Source organism: Pasteurella sp. XG20 (assembly GCF_018968665.1).
Taxonomy (GTDB): Bacteria; Pseudomonadota; Gammaproteobacteria; order Enterobacterales; family Pasteurellaceae; genus Pasteurella; species Pasteurella multocida.
Genome location: NZ_CP076656.1, coordinates 1231252 through 1251587, shown reverse-complemented (window position 1 = coordinate 1251587; position 20336 = coordinate 1231252). Strand labels below are relative to the sequence as shown.

Here is a 20336-nt window from a genome sequence, read left to right as displayed (position 1 = left end):
TTTTAAAATGTGTAATAAAAATGGAAAAACTCGATTTACTTAAACAAAGCTATAATGAATTGCCCTATGTTTCAAAAGGCTTTTCACATACCTTACCAGAAAGACAACGTGCAGTGTTGTCTTTGCTAGGTTTTCATACGCCTCATATTGAACACGCCAAGGTGCTGGAAATCGGTTGTGGTTTTGGTGGGAACATTATTTCCAGTGCGTTAATTCATCCGAACGCGCATTTTGTTGGTGTGGATTTATCGGAAACACAAATCGAGGGAGGTAAAGCAATCGTTAATCAGCTTGGTTTAAAAAATGTGGAGTTACTTTGCCAAGATATTTCATTTTTCGAGAATTCCAGCATCAAGTTCGATTATATTGTGTGTCACGGTGTATTTAGTTGGGTACCTGAATCCGTTCGTCGCAAGATTCTAACGGTGATCAAATCCCATTTAAGTGAAAACGGGGCGGCAACGATTTCGTATAATACTTATCCCGGTTGGAAGTCTTTAGAAGCGCTAAAAGATATGATGACATTCCGTGTGGATTTGTTAGCTAAACAAAATATTCATTTATCGATGCGAGAAAAAGTGGCGTATGGTAAGGGAACGGCGGATTTTTTAAGTCAGTTTGCCTTAGGCGATAAGCGGATGAAAGACGTGGCGGATGGGATTAAAGATAAAGATGAACATTATATTTATCATGAATATTTTGAAGAATATAATCAGCCACTTTATTTATATGAATTCAATGAATTACTAGAAGAATATGGACTCGCACATATTTGTGATTCTAGCGTGAGTGCGACTTTCCCGATTTTTAAAGATGATCGTATTGAAACGTTATTAGATAACGAATGTGGTGATAATCATCTGCTGAAAGAACAATACTATGATTACATTCTGAATCGTCAATTTAGAACCAGTATTGTGACGCATCTTGAAAATCGTGAGAAATGCAATATTTCGCGTCATATTCAAATTAATGATTTAAAGAACATCTATATTCGCACCAATCTTAATGCGGAATCCTCTTCTAAAGTTGTCCAATCGTTGAAAGCGCATTATCCAAATGCCATGAAAGTCTCGGATTTTGTTGAGCGTTATTTTACGGATAATCGAAATGACGGTTATACCTCGGTCTTGCTGGAAATTTATAATGAGAATATTGATTTTTACGCAAGAAACATTACCGTCACTAAACAAGATAAAATTAAGTTAAAAACCGTGTACCGTAAGTATTTGGACTATTATTTAAATACGGAAAAACCCGTGATCAGTTTGTCTAACTTCGTGGGGAATACACTTGTTCTCAATTCTGGGGACATCCATGCTATTTTATCCTTTGATGGTCAACATTCTGATGAAGAATTAGCGGATTTACTGTTTGAAAAGATCCAAGCCGGTATTTTAAGAATGAATCATGCCCACACCGAGCAAGAGCAAAAAGCAACCTTACTCGCTTTTATTAAAGATACACGTGCCTTTGTTGAAGCAAATTTAATGAATGAATAGGGCGTTGTTATCTACGTGATTATATAATTTTAACAGAGAGCAATATTTGCTCTCTTTTTTTATTCTTCGTATTTATCGTTGTGCTCAAAAAGCCTTTTCCAAATAGTTTGAATGAATTGCCGTTCTGTCTGAAATTCCGTTTGTGGAACAATAGACGGTTCACCTAATAAATTCAAATGATGAATACGATTGCGCAAATCAACATAACATTGTTTCAACTGGTCACAAATTTCTTGTGAAATGACCGCACTTTCTGCCATGATCTCAAAAATACGCACGTTATCCGACCATCTTGTTAACGCAGGGTTCTGAGGGGCATGGGCTAAGACTAAATATTGTGCAATAAATTCAATATCGGTAATACCACCACGATCCGTTTTAATATTAAAGGTATCGCTATCGGGATGGGCTAAATGAGCATACATTTTTTGTCGCATGGCGACAACATCTTGTTGTAACGTCGCTAGATCGCGTGGCGCTGAAAGCACTTCGGCACGGATCGCATTAAATTCCGTTTGTAATCTTGCTTCTCCATAAATAGCACGGCTGCGCACTAAGGCTTGTTTTTCCCAAGTCCAAGCGTCATGAAGTTGATACGCTTTAAATGCAGAAATAGAACTACAAAGAAGCCCGGATTCACCAGAAGGGCGTAACCGCATATCAACTTCATATAACACGCCTGCAAAAGTATTGATGCTGAAAATGCTGATAATTTTTTGTGCGAGGCGAAGATAAAACTGGTTACTCTCAATACTGCGTTTTCCCCCACAGGTTTGACTTTGTTCATCTGATTGATATAAGAAAACCAAATCTAAATCCGATTTATAACCTAATTCAATTCCCCCTAATTTTCCATAACCGATCACGAGAAATCCTTTTTCTCCTTCGGCTAAGTGAGCCGGTGTACCAAATCGAGTTGTGACTTGTTGCCAAGCAAGCTCCACAACCACATGAATAATGGCTTCAGCTAAGAAGGTGAGGTGATCACTGACTTTCATCACAGGGAGCGCACCTAAAATATCAGCGGCAGCAATACGTAATAGGGTTGCTTGTTTGAATTGACGTAATCCATCAATCATCTGCTCTTCATCATCGGGCGTTAAGCGTAACAAATATTGGCGTAATTCACTGGCATAGTGATCATAAGGGGGAGGATTTAATAAGGCATTACGATCTAATAATTCATCTAATAAAATCGGGTGTCTGGCGACTTGTTCGGCAATCATTTTCGATTGGGCACAGAGTTCAATTAATTGCGTTAACGCTTGTGGATTTTCGACTAACAATTCCAGATAGGTCGTACGGGTGAGAATTTTATCCACGATATTGAGCATACGTGGTAATAAATGGAGATAAGCCGTATGCGCAAAAATCTGCGGTAATAAGGTTGGCATCACTTGCGTGAGAGCGATACGACCACGTGTACCAATCGGGCGACGAGTGACTTCGTTGCGAAATTGCATTAACTTTTCGATGATCTCATGAAAATCACGCTCTTCAATATGATGTTCGATTAGCATTTGTTCAATTTCACTTTCCTCAATTTCGTTTTCAAGGAAATCATGCCACAGCGTTTCGGTTTCACTCAGTTCTTCTTTTTCTTCACCAATTAAATGATCAAACACTGTCCGCACGTTTTGTTGATGTTGCTGTAAGACCTCACAAAAGCTCGCCCAATCATGAATTGGATAAGTGACGGTTTCCAACTTATTTTGTGTGTCCCATTGAGTAAAACGTTGCGTTGCGAGAACCAAGCGTTGCTGGTCTAATGTATTTTCGGGTAATTGTTGCGTTTGTTGATCATGTATGGCTTGTAAGATATTTTCAGTACGGCGTAAAAATAAATACGCTTGGCGCAGGTCTTCTTGTTGTTGTGCAGAAATCAGTTCAAGGGCACTAATTTCTGGTAGAACTTTTAATAAGGCAGGTTGTTGCAGAGCACTTTCTCGTCCGCCCCGAATCAGTTGGAAAACCTGTACAATAAATTCAATCTCACGGATACCACCCGCGCCAAGTTTAATGTTATCCACTAACCCTCTACGACGGACCTCTCGTTCAATTTTGTGCTTCATGTCACGTAAGGCTTGAATCACACTGAAATCAATATAGCGCCGATAAACAAACGGGCGCAAGAGTTGCTGTAAGGTGTTGACATGAGGATCTTGGGCATTGGCGCCTAAAATCCGACCTTTGATCATCGCATAACGTTCCCAATCACGTCCTTGCTCTTGATAATATAATTCCATGGCGGCAAAGCTTAAGGCAAGGGCGCCGTTCTCGCCAAAAGGACGTAAGCGCATGTCGGTACGATAGACAAATCCATCGCCCGTATATTGATCCAGTGCGTTGATCAAACGTTGTCCTAGGCGAGTAAAGAATTTTGCATTATCAATACTGCGGCGTGCACCTACAGTTTCTCCGTTGCTTGCATAAGTAAAAATTAAATCAATATCTGAGGAAAAATTGAGCTCAAAACCGCCCAATTTCCCCATGCCTAAAATATAAAGTTGTAGTGGTGTGCCTTGTTCATCTACAGGCGTCCCCATTTCTGCACAGGCGCGCTGATAAAGCCAATCTCTTGCACCAATGATCACACTTTCGGCTAATTGTGATAAGCGAATAAAAATGTCTTCTACACTGCCTAAATTTAAACTTTGGCAGAAACTCAGTTTTGCCATTTCGCAATGACGGAATTGTCTTAACACTTTATACAGTTGTTCTTCGTTTTCTACTTGCGCTAATAGTGGGGTTAAGCGTTCTGCATACTGCTCACAATCTTGCAAGCGAGGACATTGTTGCCAACATTGGTGTAAAAAGTGCGGTTGTTTTTGCAATGTTTCTGCAAAAAAGTCGGACATGGCAATGGCATAGCGGAGTTGCCCAATGTTACTCGTTGGCTTTTCTTTATCCGTTGCAATGTGCTGAAAAATTTGATCTTGATATTGTTCAGGAAAGTGTGCAATCAATTGTTTTGCCAGTTGATTGAGAGTGGCATCAACGTGCGCTAAAGGGAAAGACATAAGAGATCCTTATAACAAATCGAAACTGAACAAACTTTAGCATAAAACCTGTTTTTTCGGTGTAGGATTTTTAGTGTTTGTTATCCGTTTTGTGCTTTTATTTTGGAAATTCGAGCTTGCACAGAAATAAGATTGTGCTTTTTTTACAAAATATTATAGACTTAGGACTCTTAGTCGGGGTGCTATTGCGTTAGCTGAGATGATACCCGTGAACCTGATGCAGTTAATACTGACGTAGGAAACTAGCAGTCAATATTGCTGTGTACTTTTTTGCGTAATTACAAGAGAGGACACAATGTCTAGATTAAAAACTTCCTTTTTTTTCACCGCACTTTCCACACTGTCACTATCTGTCTTTGCTCAAACGCAAGCGGTCAATGTGTATACTTATGATTCCTTCACTTCTGAATGGGGGGCAGGTCCGAAAGTAAAAAAAGCATTTGAAACTCATTTCCCACAATGCCAAGTGAATTTTACTGCGTTTGGTGATTCTGGCACTATGTTTAATCGCTTACGTTTAGAAGGGAAAAAAACAAAAGCGGATGTGGTTGTAGGGTTAGATAACTACAACCTTGAGGAGGCAGAAAAAAGTGGCTTATTTGTTCAACATAAAGTCGATTTAACACCGCTGTCACTACCGGTTGAGTGGAAAAATCAAACTTTTTTACCTTATGATTTTGGGCAGTTTGCCTTTATTTATGACAAAACCAAAGTGCAACAGCCACCAAAAAGCTTAAAAGAATTGGTAGAACGTGATGATTTAAAAGTCATTTATCAAGATCCACGTACCAGCAGTGTAGGACGTGGCTTACTCATTTGGATGAACCATGTTTATACCGAGAATGAAGTGGCACAAGCTTGGCAAAAATTAGCCAAACATACGGTGACTGTGGGAAAAGGTTGGTCTGATACTTATGGCGCGTTTTTGAAAGGCGAAGCCGATGTCGTCTTAAGCTATAACACCTCTCCGTTATATCACATGGTGTTTGAACAAAAAGATCAGTATCTCGCCACCGAATTCGAGGAAGGGGGCGTATTACAAATTGAAACGGCTGCACGTGTAGCACAACATGATAATCACTGTGCGGATCATTTCTTGGCATTTTTAATTCATCCAGAAGCACAAGGGCATTTAGTCAAGAATAATGTGATGTTACCGGTGATTAATACCAATATTGAACCGCACTTTGATGCCCTTAAAGCCACCCAAATGAACACGAAAGTGCTCGATACCTCAAAAGTGAATGCCGAACAAGTCAAAAAATGGATTGCTGTTTGGCAAACGATCCTAACCCAATAATTGTTTGTCTTGATGTTTAAGCGATTTCGTGCATTCACATACCGTCCCGCCAGTTATCTTGGCGGGATGTTGGTGATTGTTTTTCTGATCGCTTTTTATGCGTTCGCCTTAGGGGCGGTTTTTTCGCTCCCTTTTGCGCGCAGCTGGACAGCGTTGTTGAGTGATCAGTATTTACAACAGGTGATCATCTTTAGCTTTTGGCAAGCTTTTCTGTCGGCGGTACTTGCAGTCCTCTTTGGTGGCATTGTAGCACGAGCCTTTTTTTATCAACCGTTTGTGGGCAAGAAACTGATCCTCAAATTATTTTCACTGACTTTTGTGTTACCTGCCTTAGTGGTGATTTTTGGTTTATTAGGCGTGTATGGCGCTTCTGGCTGGTTAGCGATGTTAAGCCAGTTTTTCGCTTGGGATTGGACCCCTAATATTTACGGCCTAACAGGTATTTTACTGGCGCATCTTTTTTTTAATGTCCCATTAGCTTGTCGCCTGTTTTTACAAGCTTTGCAAGCAATTCCGGTGCAACAACGTCAGCTCGCGGCACAACTCAATTTACGTGGTTGGCATTTTATACGTCTGATTGAGTGGCCCTATTTACGCCAGCAATTGTTACCTGCATTTACTCTGATTTTCATGCTGTATTTTACCAGTTTTGCGATTGTGCTCACTTTAGGTGGCGGACCGAAATATACCACGTTGGAAGTGGCTATCTATCAAGCGATTTTATTTGAGTTTGATGTACCGAAAGCCGGCTTATTTGCGTTATTACAATTTGTTTTTTGTTTTCTGTTATTCACGCTGAGTAGCTTTTTTTCTCCAGCCCCCGCCACGACATTACACAGTCAACCTACTTGGTTTGCGCCCCAATCGTATTGGGTTAAATTATGGCAACGTATGATCATTGTGTGTGCGACAGTATTTATCTTATTACCGCTACTCAATACGCTAGTTTCTGCTTTGCTTTCGCCTCAGTTTTTTACCTTGTGGTTACAACCTCAATTATGGAAAGCATTAGGTTACTCGCTCACCATCGCCCCCACTTCTGCATTGCTCGCTTTAGTACTGTCCTTTGCCTTATTATTGCTTGCTAGAGAATTACATTGGCGACATTATCGCAGCTTATCCCATGTGATTTTAAATATCGGTGCGACCATTTTAGCCATTCCAACGTTAGTGTTAGCTATTGGTTTATTCATTTTATTACGTGAGATCGATTTTTCTCCATACCATCTTTTTGGGGTTGTGGTATGCTGTAACGCGTTAGCTGCAATGCCTTTTGTGTTGCGTATTTTGGCTTTACCGATGCATAACAACATGATTTATTATGAAAAATTATGCCAATCACTTAACCTGCGTGGTTGGCAACGTTTTCGATTGATTGAATGGCACAAGCTTCGTGCGCCAATGAAATATGCCTTTGCACTGGCTTGTGCGTTATCATTAGGCGATTTCACCGCAATCGCGTTATTTGGTCAGGCTGACTTCACATCGTTACCGCATTTGTTGTATCAACAATTGGGGCATTATCGTAGTCAGGAAGCGGCAGTAACAGCGTTTATTTTATTGGTTTTTTGTTTGAGTGTTTTTATGATTATTGAACGACATCAGGAACCGCGTGATGATTAATTTAAACGGTGTTCAGTTTTCCTATAATACCTTTACTTTTGAGCTGGATTTGCAGATTCCTGCTCAACAAAAAGTTGCTATTATTGGCGCCAGTGGCGCAGGGAAGAGTACCTTATTAAATTTGATTGCGGGTTTTGCATTGCCACAACAAGGGGAAATTTGGTTGAATGGTGAAAATCATAGCCAAACTCAACCTTATGAACGTCCGGTATCTATTTTGTTTCAAGAAAACAACTTGTTTACGCATTTGACTGTGGCAGAGAATATGGCACTAGGGCTGAAACCAAGCCTAAAACTGACCGCACTTGAAGAACAACGCGTACAACAAGTGGCAAGTGCAGTGGGCTTGCAGGGTTTTATTAATCAATTACCCACCCAGTTATCGGGTGGGCAAAAACAGCGTGTGGCGTTGGCGCGTTGTTTATTACGCGATAAGCCAATTTTGTTATTGGATGAACCTTTTTCTGCCTTAGATCCCGATTTACGGGCAGAAATGTTGCATTTACTGTTACAGTTGTGTGATGAAAAAAAATTAACACTCCTGATCGTGACACATCAAGTGAACGAATTACAGCAGAAAATGGATCGTATGATTCGTTTTGAACATGGTAGGATGAGTGAGTCCACCATTTTGAAGGATAACTTTAACGAAAAACAGACCGCACTTTAGGCGGCTTATTAATTAGATAAGGAAAGAGAAAAATATGACAACGGCAACGGCATTTGAGATTCGTACACTTACTCCTCACCCGACCTTAGAATATTGGTCTGTGTGTAAAATTGAAGCCCTGTTTGAGACCCCATTTTTAGATTTGGTTTATCGGGCTGCGCAAGTGCACCGAGAAAACTTTAATCCTAAAGCCATTCAATTATCCACTTTAATGTCGATTAAAACGGGGGGATGTCCAGAGGATTGTGGCTACTGTCCGCAGTCAGCACGTTATCATACTGGAGTAGAAAAGCAGCAATTACTCGATGTGGAAGAAATTGTTGAAAAAGCCAAAATTGCCAAAGCACGTGGTGCAGGGCGCTTTTGTATGGGGGCTGCATGGCGTGGACCGAAACCGAAAGACATTGAAAAAGTTACCGCAATCATTAAAGCGGTGAAAGAACTGGGCTTAGAAACCTGTGGTACCTTTGGTTTATTACAAGATGGGATGGCAGAAGATTTAAAAGAAGCGGGTTTGGATTATTATAACCATAATCTCGATACAGCCCCAGAACACTACGGTAATGTGATTGGTACCCGTCAATTTGATGATCGTATTAATACGTTAGGTAAAGTGCGTAAAGCCGGCTTAAAAGTGTGCTGTGGCGGGATTATTGGCATGAATGAAACCCGTAAAGAAAGAGCAGGATTAATTGCCAGTTTAGCGAATTTAGACCCGCAACCCGAATCGGTGCCGATTAATCAATTAGTGAAAGTGGAAGGTACCCCTTTAGCCGATGCGGCAGAATTAGACTGGACAGAATTTGTGCGCACTATTGCGGTGGCGCGTATTACCATGCCGAAAAGCTATGTACGTTTATCAGCAGGGCGTCAAGGCATGTCGGAAGAAATGCAAGCCATGTGCTTTATGGCTGGCGCGAATTCAATTTTCTATGGCGATAAATTACTCGTGACTGGTAACCCAGAAGAAGACGGCGATCAGCTCTTAATGGCGAAATTAGATTTAGAGCCAGAAACAGAAGAGAATCGTTACCGTGCGGAATAAGTGCGGTAGCGCTTTTTGCTTTTTTCGTGATGTAACAAAAAAGTCCACCTTGTTTGGTGAACTTTTTGTTTAAATCAGATTACTGACAAAGATAACTAAAATAATTAACGGCACCACATATTTCACATAATTAAACCAAATTGTCGTGAAGGTGGAGTCTGGGTGTGGCGAGAGTTCTTTCTTCGCATCATCTTTTAACACAAAGCCTACGAATACCGCGCAACCTAAGGCAGTTAGCATAAACAGAATATTGCCACTGACAAAATCAAAAGTATCGAAAAGGCTTTTACCAAAAATGGTTACGTCTTTTAATAGGTTATCACCTAAAATCGACGGAATATTACCCAGCAAGAAAATTCCACCTAAGGTGAAAACAATTGCTTTACTACGACGCATTTTGAGTTTCTCTTGTAATGCGGTAATGATCACTTCATAAATGGTTAAAGAGGTGGTTAAGGCGGCAATCAATAACAAACTAAAGAAAATGATCGCAAAAATTTTGCCTAACCATAAGTGAGAAAATACGATCGGTAAACTTTGGAAGACTAAAGTGGGGCCTGAATTCGGTGCAATCCCAAAGGTAAATAACGATGGGAAAATCATAAAACCCGCTAAAACCGCGATAATGGTATTAGTAAAACCTGTAATCACGGCAGTTTGAATTAAGTTTTCTTCTTTATTTAAATAACTGGATAAGGTGATTAATACACCAAACCCTAAACTCAGCGCAAAGAACACTTGTCCTAATACAAACACAAAGAGCTGTGGCGTGATTTTGGTAAAATCCGGTTTAAGATAGAAACTAATGCCCTCCATTGCACCAGGCAAAGTAACATTACGGATCACCATGCCAATTAAGAATAGAAACAGTAACGGCATTAAGTATTTGACTGCGCGCTCAATCCCACCAATGATGCCTTTTGCCAAAATAAAATAGTTTAACGCCACGAAAAGTAGGGTATATAAGCTAATTTCTAATGGACTGTTGCTGATATGCAGATCATAGAAGTTTTTCGTGACTTCTTTAGTAATCGGGCTTGAGATATCCAATGAGCCAGTCACTAAATGGATAATATAAGTAATCACCCAACCACCTAGCACCATGTAGTAAGCCATGATACCAAATGCACCGAGTAAGCCCATGTAGCCGACAATTTTCCAATATTTTGAAATATTGCGTTTTTCTAATTTATCTCCGAAAGCATCGATTGCATTGACGCGTAAACGGCGACCGATCACATTTTCCACCAGAATCATTGGAATTCCAATTAAGATCATGGCGATGCAAAATAAAAACACATAGGCGCCACCACCATTTTCCCCGACTAAATAAGGAAAGCGCCAAGTTGCGCCAAAACCAACGGTTGCCCCAGCAACAGTCATAATATAAGTCAGTCGACTTGACCAAGTTTGTCTTTCTTGTTTTGTTGTTGTCATAAAATTACATCCAATATTTTTTAATTATTCTGTTTTTTCTTTAAACTCGCAAAGGTCTTCAATGAGACAAGAGCCACAACGGGGCTTGCGAGCAATACAAGTATAACGTCCATGTAAAATCAACCAATGGTGCACATCGACTTTAAATTCATCAGGTACAACTTTGAGTAATTTTTCTTCCACTTTGACCACATCTTTTCCCGGCGCAAAGCCAGTACGATTAGAAACGCGGAAAATATGGGTATCCACCGCGATAGTCGGGTGACCAAATGCGGTATTTAACACCACATTGGCAGTTTTCCGCCCCACACCAGCTAATGCTTCAAGCGCGGAACGGTTTTCAGGAATTTCACCATTATGCTTTTCGATCAAATCGCGACAAGTTTTGATGATATTTTCGGCTTTACTGTTATAAAGCCCAATGGTTTTGATGTATTCCTTTAGTCCATCTAACCCCAAATCTAAAATGGCTTGTGGGGTATTGGCGACAGGAAACAATTTTTCTGTGGCTTTATTCACGCCTTTATCGGTGGCTTGTGCAGACAAGATCACCGCAATTAACAACTCGAAAGGCGAACTGTAATTGAGTTCGGTGGTTGGATGCGGATTGTGATCACGTAGGCGTGTTAAAATTTCAATTCGTTTTTGTTTATTCATGCTTTGTTACGCTGATCAATGACATTTTTAATAGCTAAAATGAGTCCTAAACCAATAAAGGCGCCCGGTGGTAAAATCGCCAACAAGAAATGGCTATCGAGATGAAATAATTCAATACGCAATCCTTTTGCCCAATCACCAAGTAAATGCTCAATGCCGTCAAACAAGGTGCCATTACCGAGAATTTCGCGGATTGCCCCTAAAAAGACTAAGCTTAAACACATGCCTAACCCCATGGCAAAGCCATCAAACATCGCATGGGAAAGCGGATTTTTTGAAGCAAAGGCTTCAGCACGCCCAATCACAATACAGTTAGTGACGATCAGTGGAATAAAAATACCCAAGGATTGATAGAGTGAATAAGTATAGGCATTCATCAGTAATTGCACCACCGTGACGGTCGTGGCAATAATCATCACATAAATTGGAATACGGATTTCGTGCGGAATTTGTTTGCGGAATAAAGAGACTACTGTGTTACTGCAAATCAGCACGAATAGCGTTGCAATGCCTAACCCCAACGCATTTGTGACACTGTTGGATACAGCTAATAATGGACATAAGCCCAAGAGTTGCACAAGGGTTGAATTATTTTTCCATACCCCTTGCCAGAAAAGTGTTTTCCAGACCGACGGAGTGGATGTATTCGCTAATGTAGATTGCTGGTCCATGACATCGTCTTTAGCGTCAGAAAGTGCGGTCTGTTTTGCGAAAGTGTCGTTCATGATTAATTCTCTCGATTGAGTTCATCTAACAGGCTTAATGCCGATTGTTTTACTTGATTCACTACAGCGCGTGGCGTGATAGTGGCGCCCGCAAACTGGTCAAATTTGCCACCATCTTTTTTCACTGCCCAATCCGCTAAGTTATCTGAACGTAGTTGTTGTTGGCTAAAAGATAAAATCCAATCGGAAATTCGCGTTTCAATTTTATCCCCCAATCCTGGTGTTTCTTGATGTTCAAGCACCCGAACTCCTAAGATCGTGCCTGTCGGTGTTATGCCTACTAGCAAGCGAATGCGACCAGCGTAGCCGTCAGGCGCCACCGTTTCAAAGGCATAAGCCGTTTTTTGATTATTCTTAGTGGCAATACAAAGGCGATCAATACGCTGAGCACGTAATTTTTCACTGTTTGGACGCTGGCAGTTTTCACTCAGTGGATTATCAAAATAGGCTTGTGGTACCACCTCCAGTAGCAGTGCTTGCCGCTGTTTATTGATTTCATCCTCAATTTTGCTTTTGGTTAATAGATAAATGCCCGTTGAAAGTGCGGTACAAATCAACGCAATCAGGGCAAGTAAAATCGCATAATAAGCAGAAATTTTAACGGTTTTCATGCTTGCTCCTTATTGACGATGACCGCTGACACGTGGTCGGGTATAGTGATCAATGAGTGGTACACAGATATTGCCTAATAGCACCGAAAAGGCAACCCCGTCCGGATAATTGCCGTAGAAACGAATGATATACACCAAAAAGCCAACCAGTGCCCCGAATACGAGTTTACCTCGTGGGGTAATCGAGGCAGTGACCGGATCGGTAGCTATAAAGAACGCACCAAACATCATGGCACCACTGAATAAATGCGGTAAAGTTTTCAGATAAGGGATACTTGCCACGAGTTCCGTGATTGCCGCCAAAAGTATAAAACTGACTAACATGGCGACGGGGATTTGCCAGTGAATGATCCGTTTCCAAATTAAAAATAGCCCACCTAATAAAAATGCCAAATTAACTTGCCACCAGCCAATCGCAAATCCCGCCTCAAAAATCGGTGATTGAAGCAATGTGTTATAGTTAACGCCCTCTTTTAAGATCACTTTGGCACTATCAAGTGGCGTTGCTTGTGTTATCGCATCTACGGACTGCGTAAATTGATGTAGGCTAAAGCCATCTGTGCTAAATCCTGTAAAAATTAACGAATAAGCATCCAGTAAAGTCGGGGGTTCATTAAGCAATTGGATTGGAGGTAACCAAGTGGTCATTTGTAATGGGAACGATATTAGTAACACCACATAACCAACCATCGCTGGGTTGAATAAGTTTTGCCCTAAGCCACCATAAACATGTTTACCTAAGATCACCGCGCAAAATGTCCCAATCAGAATCAGCCAATAAGGGGCGTAAGGGGGAATGGCCATAGCAAGAATCAGCGCAGTTAAAATCACACTGAAATCTGACAGATAGAACAGCGTCGGTTTTTGGCGTAATACGGTGACAATTCCCTCCAAACATAAGGCGAAGCTGATGGCTAATGCCGCTTGAATTAAGACACCAAAGCCAAAATAGTAGAGTTGCACACCCATTGCCGGTAACATTGCTAAAATGACCCACAACATAATACGCATTGTGAGTTTACCGGAATGAGTATGAGGGGAACTGACCATTTTAAACATGTAATTTCTCGTCCTTATGCGTCATGATTATTGGCTTTAGCGGCTTTCTTAGCTTTAGCGCGCGCAATGGCGGCAGCAATCGCCGCTTTGCGTGGATCTTCTGCTACTGATTCTTTTTCATTTCCTACACTAAGCGTATCACTTGATGAAATTTCGTCTTTTTCTAGCGCACTTCCTTGCTGTGCCGCTTTCTTAGCTTTGGCACGGGCAATGGCGGCGGCAATCGCCACTTTGCGTGGGTCTTCAGCTACCGGTTCGGCTTCATTTCCTACACTAAGCGTATCACTTGATGAAATTTCGTCTTGTTCTAGCGCACTTCCTTGCTGTGCCGCTTTTTTAGCTTTGGCACGGGCAATGGCAGCGGCAATCGCCACTTTGCGTGGGTCTTCAGCTACCGGCTCTGTGTCATTTCCTACGCTAAGCGTATCGCTTGATGAAATTGCGTCTTGTTCTAGCGCACTTCCTTGCTGTGCCGCTTTCTTAGCTTTCGCGCGCGCAATGGCGGCGGCAATCGCCGCTTTACGCGGATTATCCGCTACCGGTTCTGTTTCATTTCCTATACTAAGCGTATCACTTGATGAAATTTCGTCTTGTTCTAGCGCACTGCCTTGCTGTGCTGCTTTTTTAGCTTTAGCGCGCGCAATGGCGGCGGTAATTGCCGCTTTACGCGGATCATCCGCTACCAGTTCTGTGTCATTTCCTACACTAAGCGTATTACTTGATGAAATTTCGTCTTTTTCTAATGCACTGCCTTGCTGTGCTGCTTTTTTAGCTTTAGCGCGGGCAATGGCAGCGGCAACAGCCGATTTGCTGTCAGTTGATTTATTTTCTTCGTTTGTTTCAATCTGCGAAACATCGGTGTTTTGTGTTTGCTGTTGGCGTGCTAAGCGACGTGCTTTACGTTGCGCCATAATATCGCTGTTATCAGGTAAGATGTCGCCTTTTTCTGTCACAATTGTTTTGATTTCCACCTTCGCACTGCTGTCATTATCAGCTTTTTTCGCTTTTAAACGTTCAAGCGCGGCTTGAACAGGGTCTATTCCTTGCGCCGTTTTCATTTCTTGACGGCGCGCTTCCATGGCTTTCTGTGCTCGTGCTTTACGTTCTTGTTCTTCACGTGCTAAACGTGCTTGGCGTGCTTCAAAACGCTGTTTGGCCTCTTCTGCTTGTTTGGCTTTTTGTTGAATTTCCCAAATTTTGGCTTTTTCTTGGCGGAAGTACTGGATTAACGGAATATGGCTTGGGCAGACATAAGCGCATAAGCCACATTCAATGCAGTCTTTCAGGGCATATTCTTCGGATTTCTCATGATCTTCACTACGTGCGAACCAGTACAGTTGTTGTGGCATCAAGCTTACCGGGCAGGCATCAGAGCAAGCAGAACAACGGATACAAGATTGTTCTGGTGCAGGTGGGGCATATTCAAAATGATCTGGGGCTAACAAACAGTTGGTCATTTTGGTGACGGGAGCCTGCAAATCTGGCAAGATAAAGCCCATCATCGGTCCTCCCATAAACACAGGAAAACGATCGTCATAATGATAGTCCACTTGCTGTAAGAGCTGATAGATTGGAGTACCTAAGCGTACCCAATAATTGCCTTTATGACGTACTTTGTCTCCCGTTAATGTGACAACACGTTCAATCAGTGGCTCATCATCCATAATTGCTCGTTTAACAGCAAAGGCCGTAGCAACATTTTGCATCAATACACCAATACTGGAAGAGCGTTGACCGCTGGGGACTTCCATACCAGTGAGAATTTGAATTAATTGCTTAGCGGCACCAGAAGGATATTTAGTAGGAATGACACGGATCTCGATGTCATTCGCGCCTTGTAAAACTTGACGTAAAGCCGCAACGGCTTCTGGTTTATTGTCCTCGACCGCGATCACGACTTTTTCAGGGCGTAAAATATAGCGTAAAATGCGAGTACCTTCGATGATTTCATCCGCGTAGTCGCGCATTAAACGATCATCACAGGTAATATAAGGTTCACATTCAGCCCCATTAATAATTAATAATTTAACTTGTTTTTCAGCAGAATGCAGTTTAGCTGCGGTTGGGAAAACAGCACCACCTAACCCAGCGACACCCGCTTGATAGAGTTTTTCAATCAGCTTTTCAGGCGTTTGAGTGAGGAAATCGTCAAGGGGTTGTTGTTCACGCCATTGATCTTTACCGTCCGCTTCAAGATGCAAACAAAGTGTCGCCAAGCCGGAAGGGTGCGCACTAGCATAAGGTGCAATGGCTCGAATAAAACCCGACGTAGAGGCATGGACAGGTAATACACGTAAGCCATCGCCTTGTGTTAACGGTTGACCTTTGAATACATAATCGCCGACTTTAACTAAAATATTTCCAGCCTCACCAGCATGTTGCACAACGGGAATATAAAAATGCTCAACTAATTTTGCGTGACGAATCGGTTTTTGGTTTGACTGCGATTTCCGTTCAGGTGGATGGACACCACCTTTAAAATCCCACAATTTACCTGAATTAAAACGCGTTAAAACATCCATTTTTTTATTCCCCTTTGAACAATTTTTTCTGTGTTGTTGTGGTATCAACAATGGGAATAACCAGTTTAGGATCGAATTTCCAATTCCAGTTATGAATTGTACTTTCTACCTTAATCATGGAAATACAATCTGTTGGACAAGGTGGCACACAAAGTTCACAGCCCGTACAAAGATCAGGAATAATGGTATGCATGGCTTTATTTGTGCCAATAATGGCATCGACAGGACAGGCTTGAATGCATTTTGTGCAACCTATACACATGTCTTCATCAATAAAGGCAACCATAGGTGCTGGATCACCCTCAATATCCGTTGTGGGTGGCTCAACTCCCATTAATTCGGCAATATTGACGATTACGGTTTGCCCCCCGGGAATACACTTAGTGATATCGTCACCATTAGCAATGGCTTCTGCATAGGGTTTACAACCGGGATAACCACATTGACCACATTGGCTTTGTGGTAATAAAGCATCGATTTTTTCCACAATTGGATCGGCTTCTACTTTCAGTTTAACGGAAGCAAAGCCTAAGATTGCACCAAATATCAACGCTAATACAGCGATAGCGATGAGGATAAAATAGACCGTTGTTATTATCATCTCACCAATCCTGTAAAGCCCATAAAGGCAAGTGACATTAACCCTGCTGTGATTAAAGCAATCGAGGCACCTTTAAAAACATGAGGCACGTCTGCCGCGGCTAAGCGTTCACGTAAGGCAGCAAAGAGAACAAGCACTAAGCCAAAACCTAATGATGCACCAAAACCATAAATCACTGATTGGGTCAGGGTGTGTGCTTGATTAATATTTAACAGTGCGACGCCAAGTACAGCACAATTTGTCGTAATGAGTGGGAGAAAAATCCCTAATAAACGATACAGTGTAGGACTGGTTTTATTGATTACCATTTCAGTAAATTGTACCACCACAGCAATTACTAAAATAAAGACGAGAGTACGTAAAAAAGTCGCGCTTAAGGGAGTAAGAATATAGGTATCAATTAAATAAGCAGAGATTGAGGCAACAGTAAGGACAAACATGGTCGCTAAACTCATGCCAATTGCGGTTTCAATTTTTTTAGAAACGCCCATAAAAGGACAAAGCCCTAGAAATTTCACCAGGACAAAGTTATTAATTAAGGCTGTACTAATAATAAGGAGAATGTATTCTGTCATAAGTATGATGTTCTCGGGCGACGATTAAAGGATGCCCTGAAGTTAAGTGGCATATTATCGCTATTTATTGTTTCAAGAACAATAGAAAATTTGGGGTAGGCGCAGGAATAGAAAGCGTATACAACAAAAAGTGCCACACTACACGGATAAAATACGAAAGCACCGCATGGAATAGAGGTACTTTTCCATGCTTTTTTATAAGGAGAATTGAACGATTTTATGCACGATTAGACCGTGATTTTGTTTAAAAAAGCGTCTATCTAGTAAGAGAGGTTTAAAATAATGTGATCTTGATCACAAAATATAAATAAAATTTGGGTGAAGTGAGAAATAGAGGCATTTACCCGATGTTTTTATCTTTGATTTATACTATTTTTATTTTTAAATCAATGTGTTATGTTTTAAAAGAAAAGTTCTAAAGAGAATAAAATTTTTAATAAATGTGATCCTTTTAACACTTTTTTAACCCTGAAAAAACCGCTGATTTTTTATAACATATTGTTTTTAAAGGATAAGGTAAAAAAAAGACAAACCTATTTTGTTTTGACAAGAAAACGGAGCTTTGCTATCTTGCATTTGCAAAAATGTGCAGACGACTTATCGTCTGTTAGTCGATTTTAGGTTGATTGAGTGATTGGCAACAATCATTTAATCGAATTATAAAACTCCAAAAACAAGGTAGTGATACTATGAAAAAGACAATCGTAGCATTAGCAGTCGCAGCAGTAGCAGCAACTTCAGCAAACGCAGCAACAGTTTACAATCAAGACGGTACAAAAGTTGATGTAAACGGTTCTTTACGTTTAATCCTTAAAAAAGAAAAAAATGAGCGCGGTGATTTAGTGGATAACGGTTCACGCGTTTCATTCAAAGCATCTCATGATTTAGGCGAAGGCTTAAGCGCATTAGCTTATACAGAACTTCGTTTTAGTAAAAATGTACCCGTGCAAGTAAAAGACCAACAAGGTGAAGTAGTACGTGAGTATGAGGTTGAGAAACTTGGTAACAATGTTCACGTAAAACGTCTTTATGCGGGTTTCGCGTATGAAGGTTTAGGTACATTAACATTCGGTAACCAATTAACTATCGGTGATGATGTTGGTCTATCTGACTATACCTATTTCAACAGTGGTATTAATAACCTCCTTTCTAGCGGTGAAAAAGCAATTAACTTTAAATCTGCAGAATTCAATGGTTTCACATTTGGTGGTGCGTATGTCTTCTCTGCTGATGCTGACAAACAAGCATTACGTGATGGTCGCGGTTTCGTTGTAGCAGGTTTATACAACAGAAAAATGGGTGATGTTGGTTTTGCATTCGAAGCCGGTTATAGCCAAAAATATGTGAAACAAGAAGTAGAACAAGCACAAGCACCAAAAGTATTTAAAGATGAAAAAGAGAAAGCTTTCATGGTGGGTGCTGAGTTATCATATGCTGGTTTAGCGCTTGGTGTTGACTACGCACAATCTAAAGTGACTAACGTAGATGGTAAAAAACGTGCTCTTGAAGTGGGTTTAAATTATGACCTTAACGACAGAGCGAAAGTTTACACAGACTTCATCTGGGAAAAAGAAGGTCCTAAAGGTGATGTTACAAGAAACCGTACTGTCGCTGTAGGTTTTGGTTACAAACTTCACAAACAAGTGGAAACTTTTGTTGAAGCAGCTTGGGGTAGAGAGAAAGACTCTGATGGTGTAACAACAAAAAACAACGTAGTAGGTACAGGTTTACGCGTACACTTCTAATTTTTGTTAGAATCTGAAAAAAGCCAGTGTTAAACACTGGCTTTTTATTGGGTTTTATTTGTTTTACTTACAATAAATTAGGATTTTGAAAGTCGTTACGCGGTCATCTTTCTCAAAATAATACATATCAATATGTTGCAAGGAATGGATCTTATGAAAAAAACACTTATTGCATTAGCGATTAGCTCATTTGCAGTGACTTCTGTCAGTGCAGCAACCGTTTTCGATAAAGAAGGAACCAAAGTGGATGTAAGCGGTTCTGTTCGTTTACTTTTACAACGTGAAACCAATCATCGTACCGACTTAAAAGATAAAGGATCACGTGTGACCTTTGATGTCACTCATCAGTTAGGTGAGGGATTAAGTGCATTAGGACAAGTTGAAGTGCGTTTTAGCGATAAAGGGATTGGTGATCAGACTAAAATTTCTCGTTTATTTGCTGGGTTTAATCACGAAGCAGTAGGTAAATTAACGTTCGGTAAACAGTTAACGATTGGTGATGATATCGGTTTATCTGATTACACGTACAACTTAGGTGGTGTCAATAAATTAGTCACCAGTGGTGAAAAAGTCATCCATTTCAAATCAGCAGATTTTGCAGGTTTCCGTTTTGGTGCAGACTATGTATTTGATGAAGATCCGTCTAAAACAGAAGCAGTAAATGAAAAGAATATCAATAACAAGGCTTATGTGTTAGGTGTACTTTATAACCGAACTGTGGGTGATCTGGGTTTTGCTTTAGAAGCTGGATACAGCAGCAAAAAAATCGGTGATGCCATGCTATCTGTTAATCAGAAAGCTTGGACAGTGGGCGGTGAGTTAAGTTACCAAGATTTTGCAGTGGCAGTAGATTACTCCCAAGTGAAAAGTGGTAAATTGGATACAATTTCTTGGCGTGGACAAAAACATCCAGGTAAACCAGATCAAGATGATAGTTTCCACAAAGTTCGCGAAGTCGAATTAGGTTTGAAATATCAATTTATTCCAGAGTCAAAAATCTATACGGACTTTATCTGGGGTAAAGCCGTGACAGCTTATGATCGCACAGTGAGATTACGTGCGTATATCGCGGGTGTGGACTATAAATTCCATAAAAATGTGGTCACTTATTTAGAAGGTGGCGTATTTAGATACAAACATGACAATGATTTAGATCCAACTTTGAGAGATAAAAAATTGGGTGTAGGTTTACGCGTGTTCTTCTAATATGAAGTAATACCTAATAGAAAACCAGTGAATTTTCA

The 20336-nt window shown here is 40.8% G+C and carries 16 protein-coding genes and 1 riboswitch; of the genes, 7 read left to right on the top strand and 9 right to left on the bottom strand.

The window, feature by feature from the left end:
* Positions 1 to 20 precede the first annotated feature (20 nt).
* Positions 21 to 1502 (top strand): class I SAM-dependent methyltransferase, encoded by a 1482-nt coding sequence (locus KPF51_RS05735; protein ID WP_061405952.1) that lies wholly within the window; start codon positions 21 to 23, stop codon positions 1500 to 1502.
* Positions 1503 to 1561: 59 nt separating this feature from the next.
* On the opposite strand, the gene glnE is transcribed toward KPF51_RS05735, so the two are convergent.
* Complete coding sequence (gene glnE / locus KPF51_RS05730) at positions 1562 to 4522, bottom strand: bifunctional [glutamate--ammonia ligase]-adenylyl-L-tyrosine phosphorylase/[glutamate--ammonia-ligase] adenylyltransferase (protein ID WP_064661106.1); 2961 nt, start codon at positions 4520 to 4522, stop codon at positions 1562 to 1564.
* A gap of 165 nt (positions 4523 to 4687) precedes the next feature.
* Positions 4688 to 4780, top strand: a riboswitch (TPP riboswitch).
* Positions 4781 to 4817: 37 nt separating this feature from the next.
* On the opposite strand from glnE, the gene thiB reads away from it, so the two are divergent.
* Genes thiB through bioB form a run of 4 tightly spaced genes read left to right on the top strand, consistent with a single transcriptional unit; the run spans position 4818 to position 9160 of the window.
* Entirely contained in the window at positions 4818 to 5822 is a 1005-nt protein-coding gene (gene thiB / locus KPF51_RS05725; protein WP_061405953.1) for a thiamine ABC transporter substrate binding subunit, read from the top strand.
* 12 nt (positions 5823 to 5834) lie between these two features.
* Positions 5835 to 7445 carry a thiamine/thiamine pyrophosphate ABC transporter permease ThiP gene (thiP, locus tag KPF51_RS05720; protein ID WP_061406426.1) on the top strand — a complete coding sequence of 537 codons (1611 nt, stop codon included), beginning with the start codon at positions 5835 to 5837 and terminating at the stop codon, positions 7443 to 7445.
* Entirely contained in the window at positions 7438 to 8115 is a 678-nt protein-coding gene (gene thiQ / locus KPF51_RS05715; RefSeq protein WP_061405954.1) for a thiamine ABC transporter ATP-binding protein, read from the top strand. The genes thiP and thiQ overlap by 8 nt, the downstream gene beginning before the upstream one ends.
* Before the next feature lie 34 nt (positions 8116 to 8149).
* Entirely contained in the window at positions 8150 to 9160 is a 1011-nt protein-coding gene (bioB, locus tag KPF51_RS05710) for a biotin synthase BioB (RefSeq protein WP_005751292.1), read from the top strand.
* Between the two features lie 69 nt (positions 9161 to 9229).
* Here bioB and KPF51_RS05705 read toward each other — a convergent pair whose 3' ends face one another.
* Genes KPF51_RS05705 through rsxA form a run of 8 tightly spaced genes read right to left on the bottom strand, consistent with a single transcriptional unit; the run spans position 9230 to position 17347 of the window.
* Positions 9230 to 10597 carry a sodium-dependent transporter gene (locus KPF51_RS05705; protein WP_005751293.1) on the bottom strand — a complete coding sequence of 456 codons (1368 nt, stop codon included), beginning with the start codon at positions 10595 to 10597 and terminating at the stop codon, positions 9230 to 9232.
* Between the two features lie 24 nt (positions 10598 to 10621).
* A complete protein-coding gene (nth, locus tag KPF51_RS05700; RefSeq protein WP_005721589.1) occupies positions 10622 to 11254 on the bottom strand; it encodes an endonuclease III in 633 nt (210 codons plus the stop codon).
* Entirely contained in the window at positions 11251 to 11979 is a 729-nt protein-coding gene (locus KPF51_RS05695; protein WP_005726063.1) for an electron transport complex subunit E, read from the bottom strand. Before KPF51_RS05695 ends, nth begins: the two co-directional genes overlap by 4 nt.
* A gap of 2 nt (positions 11980 to 11981) precedes the next feature.
* A complete protein-coding gene (gene rsxG, locus KPF51_RS05690) occupies positions 11982 to 12590 on the bottom strand; it encodes an electron transport complex subunit RsxG (RefSeq protein WP_005721592.1) in 609 nt (202 codons plus the stop codon).
* Positions 12591 to 12599: 9 nt separating this feature from the next.
* Positions 12600 to 13649, bottom strand: a complete 1050-nt coding sequence (gene rsxD / locus KPF51_RS05685; protein ID WP_061405955.1) for an electron transport complex subunit RsxD — start codon at positions 13647 to 13649, stop codon at positions 12600 to 12602.
* A gap of 14 nt (positions 13650 to 13663) precedes the next feature.
* Positions 13664 to 16171: an electron transport complex subunit RsxC gene (rsxC, locus tag KPF51_RS05680; RefSeq protein WP_061405956.1), complete on the bottom strand. Its 2508-nt coding sequence runs from the start codon at positions 16169 to 16171 to the stop codon at positions 13664 to 13666.
* Positions 16172 to 16175: 4 nt separating this feature from the next.
* The gene (rsxB, locus tag KPF51_RS05675) at positions 16176 to 16772 is read right to left on the bottom strand and encodes an electron transport complex subunit RsxB (RefSeq protein WP_005726076.1); all 597 of its coding nucleotides are present in this window, start codon (positions 16770 to 16772) and stop codon (positions 16176 to 16178) included.
* Positions 16769 to 17347: an electron transport complex subunit RsxA gene (gene rsxA, locus KPF51_RS05670; protein WP_005721600.1), complete on the bottom strand. Its 579-nt coding sequence runs from the start codon at positions 17345 to 17347 to the stop codon at positions 16769 to 16771. The genes rsxB and rsxA overlap by 4 nt, the downstream gene beginning before the upstream one ends.
* Positions 17348 to 18036: 689 nt before the next feature.
* Here rsxA and KPF51_RS05665 point away from each other — a divergent pair.
* Both KPF51_RS05665 and KPF51_RS05660 read left to right on the top strand, forming a co-directional pair.
* Positions 18037 to 19092 (top strand): porin, encoded by a 1056-nt coding sequence (locus KPF51_RS05665; protein ID WP_064661107.1) that lies wholly within the window; start codon positions 18037 to 18039, stop codon positions 19090 to 19092.
* A gap of 153 nt (positions 19093 to 19245) precedes the next feature.
* Positions 19246 to 20298 carry a porin gene (locus KPF51_RS05660; RefSeq protein WP_005726086.1) on the top strand — a complete coding sequence of 351 codons (1053 nt, stop codon included), beginning with the start codon at positions 19246 to 19248 and terminating at the stop codon, positions 20296 to 20298.
* The last annotated feature ends 38 nt before the right edge of the window (positions 20299 to 20336 follow it).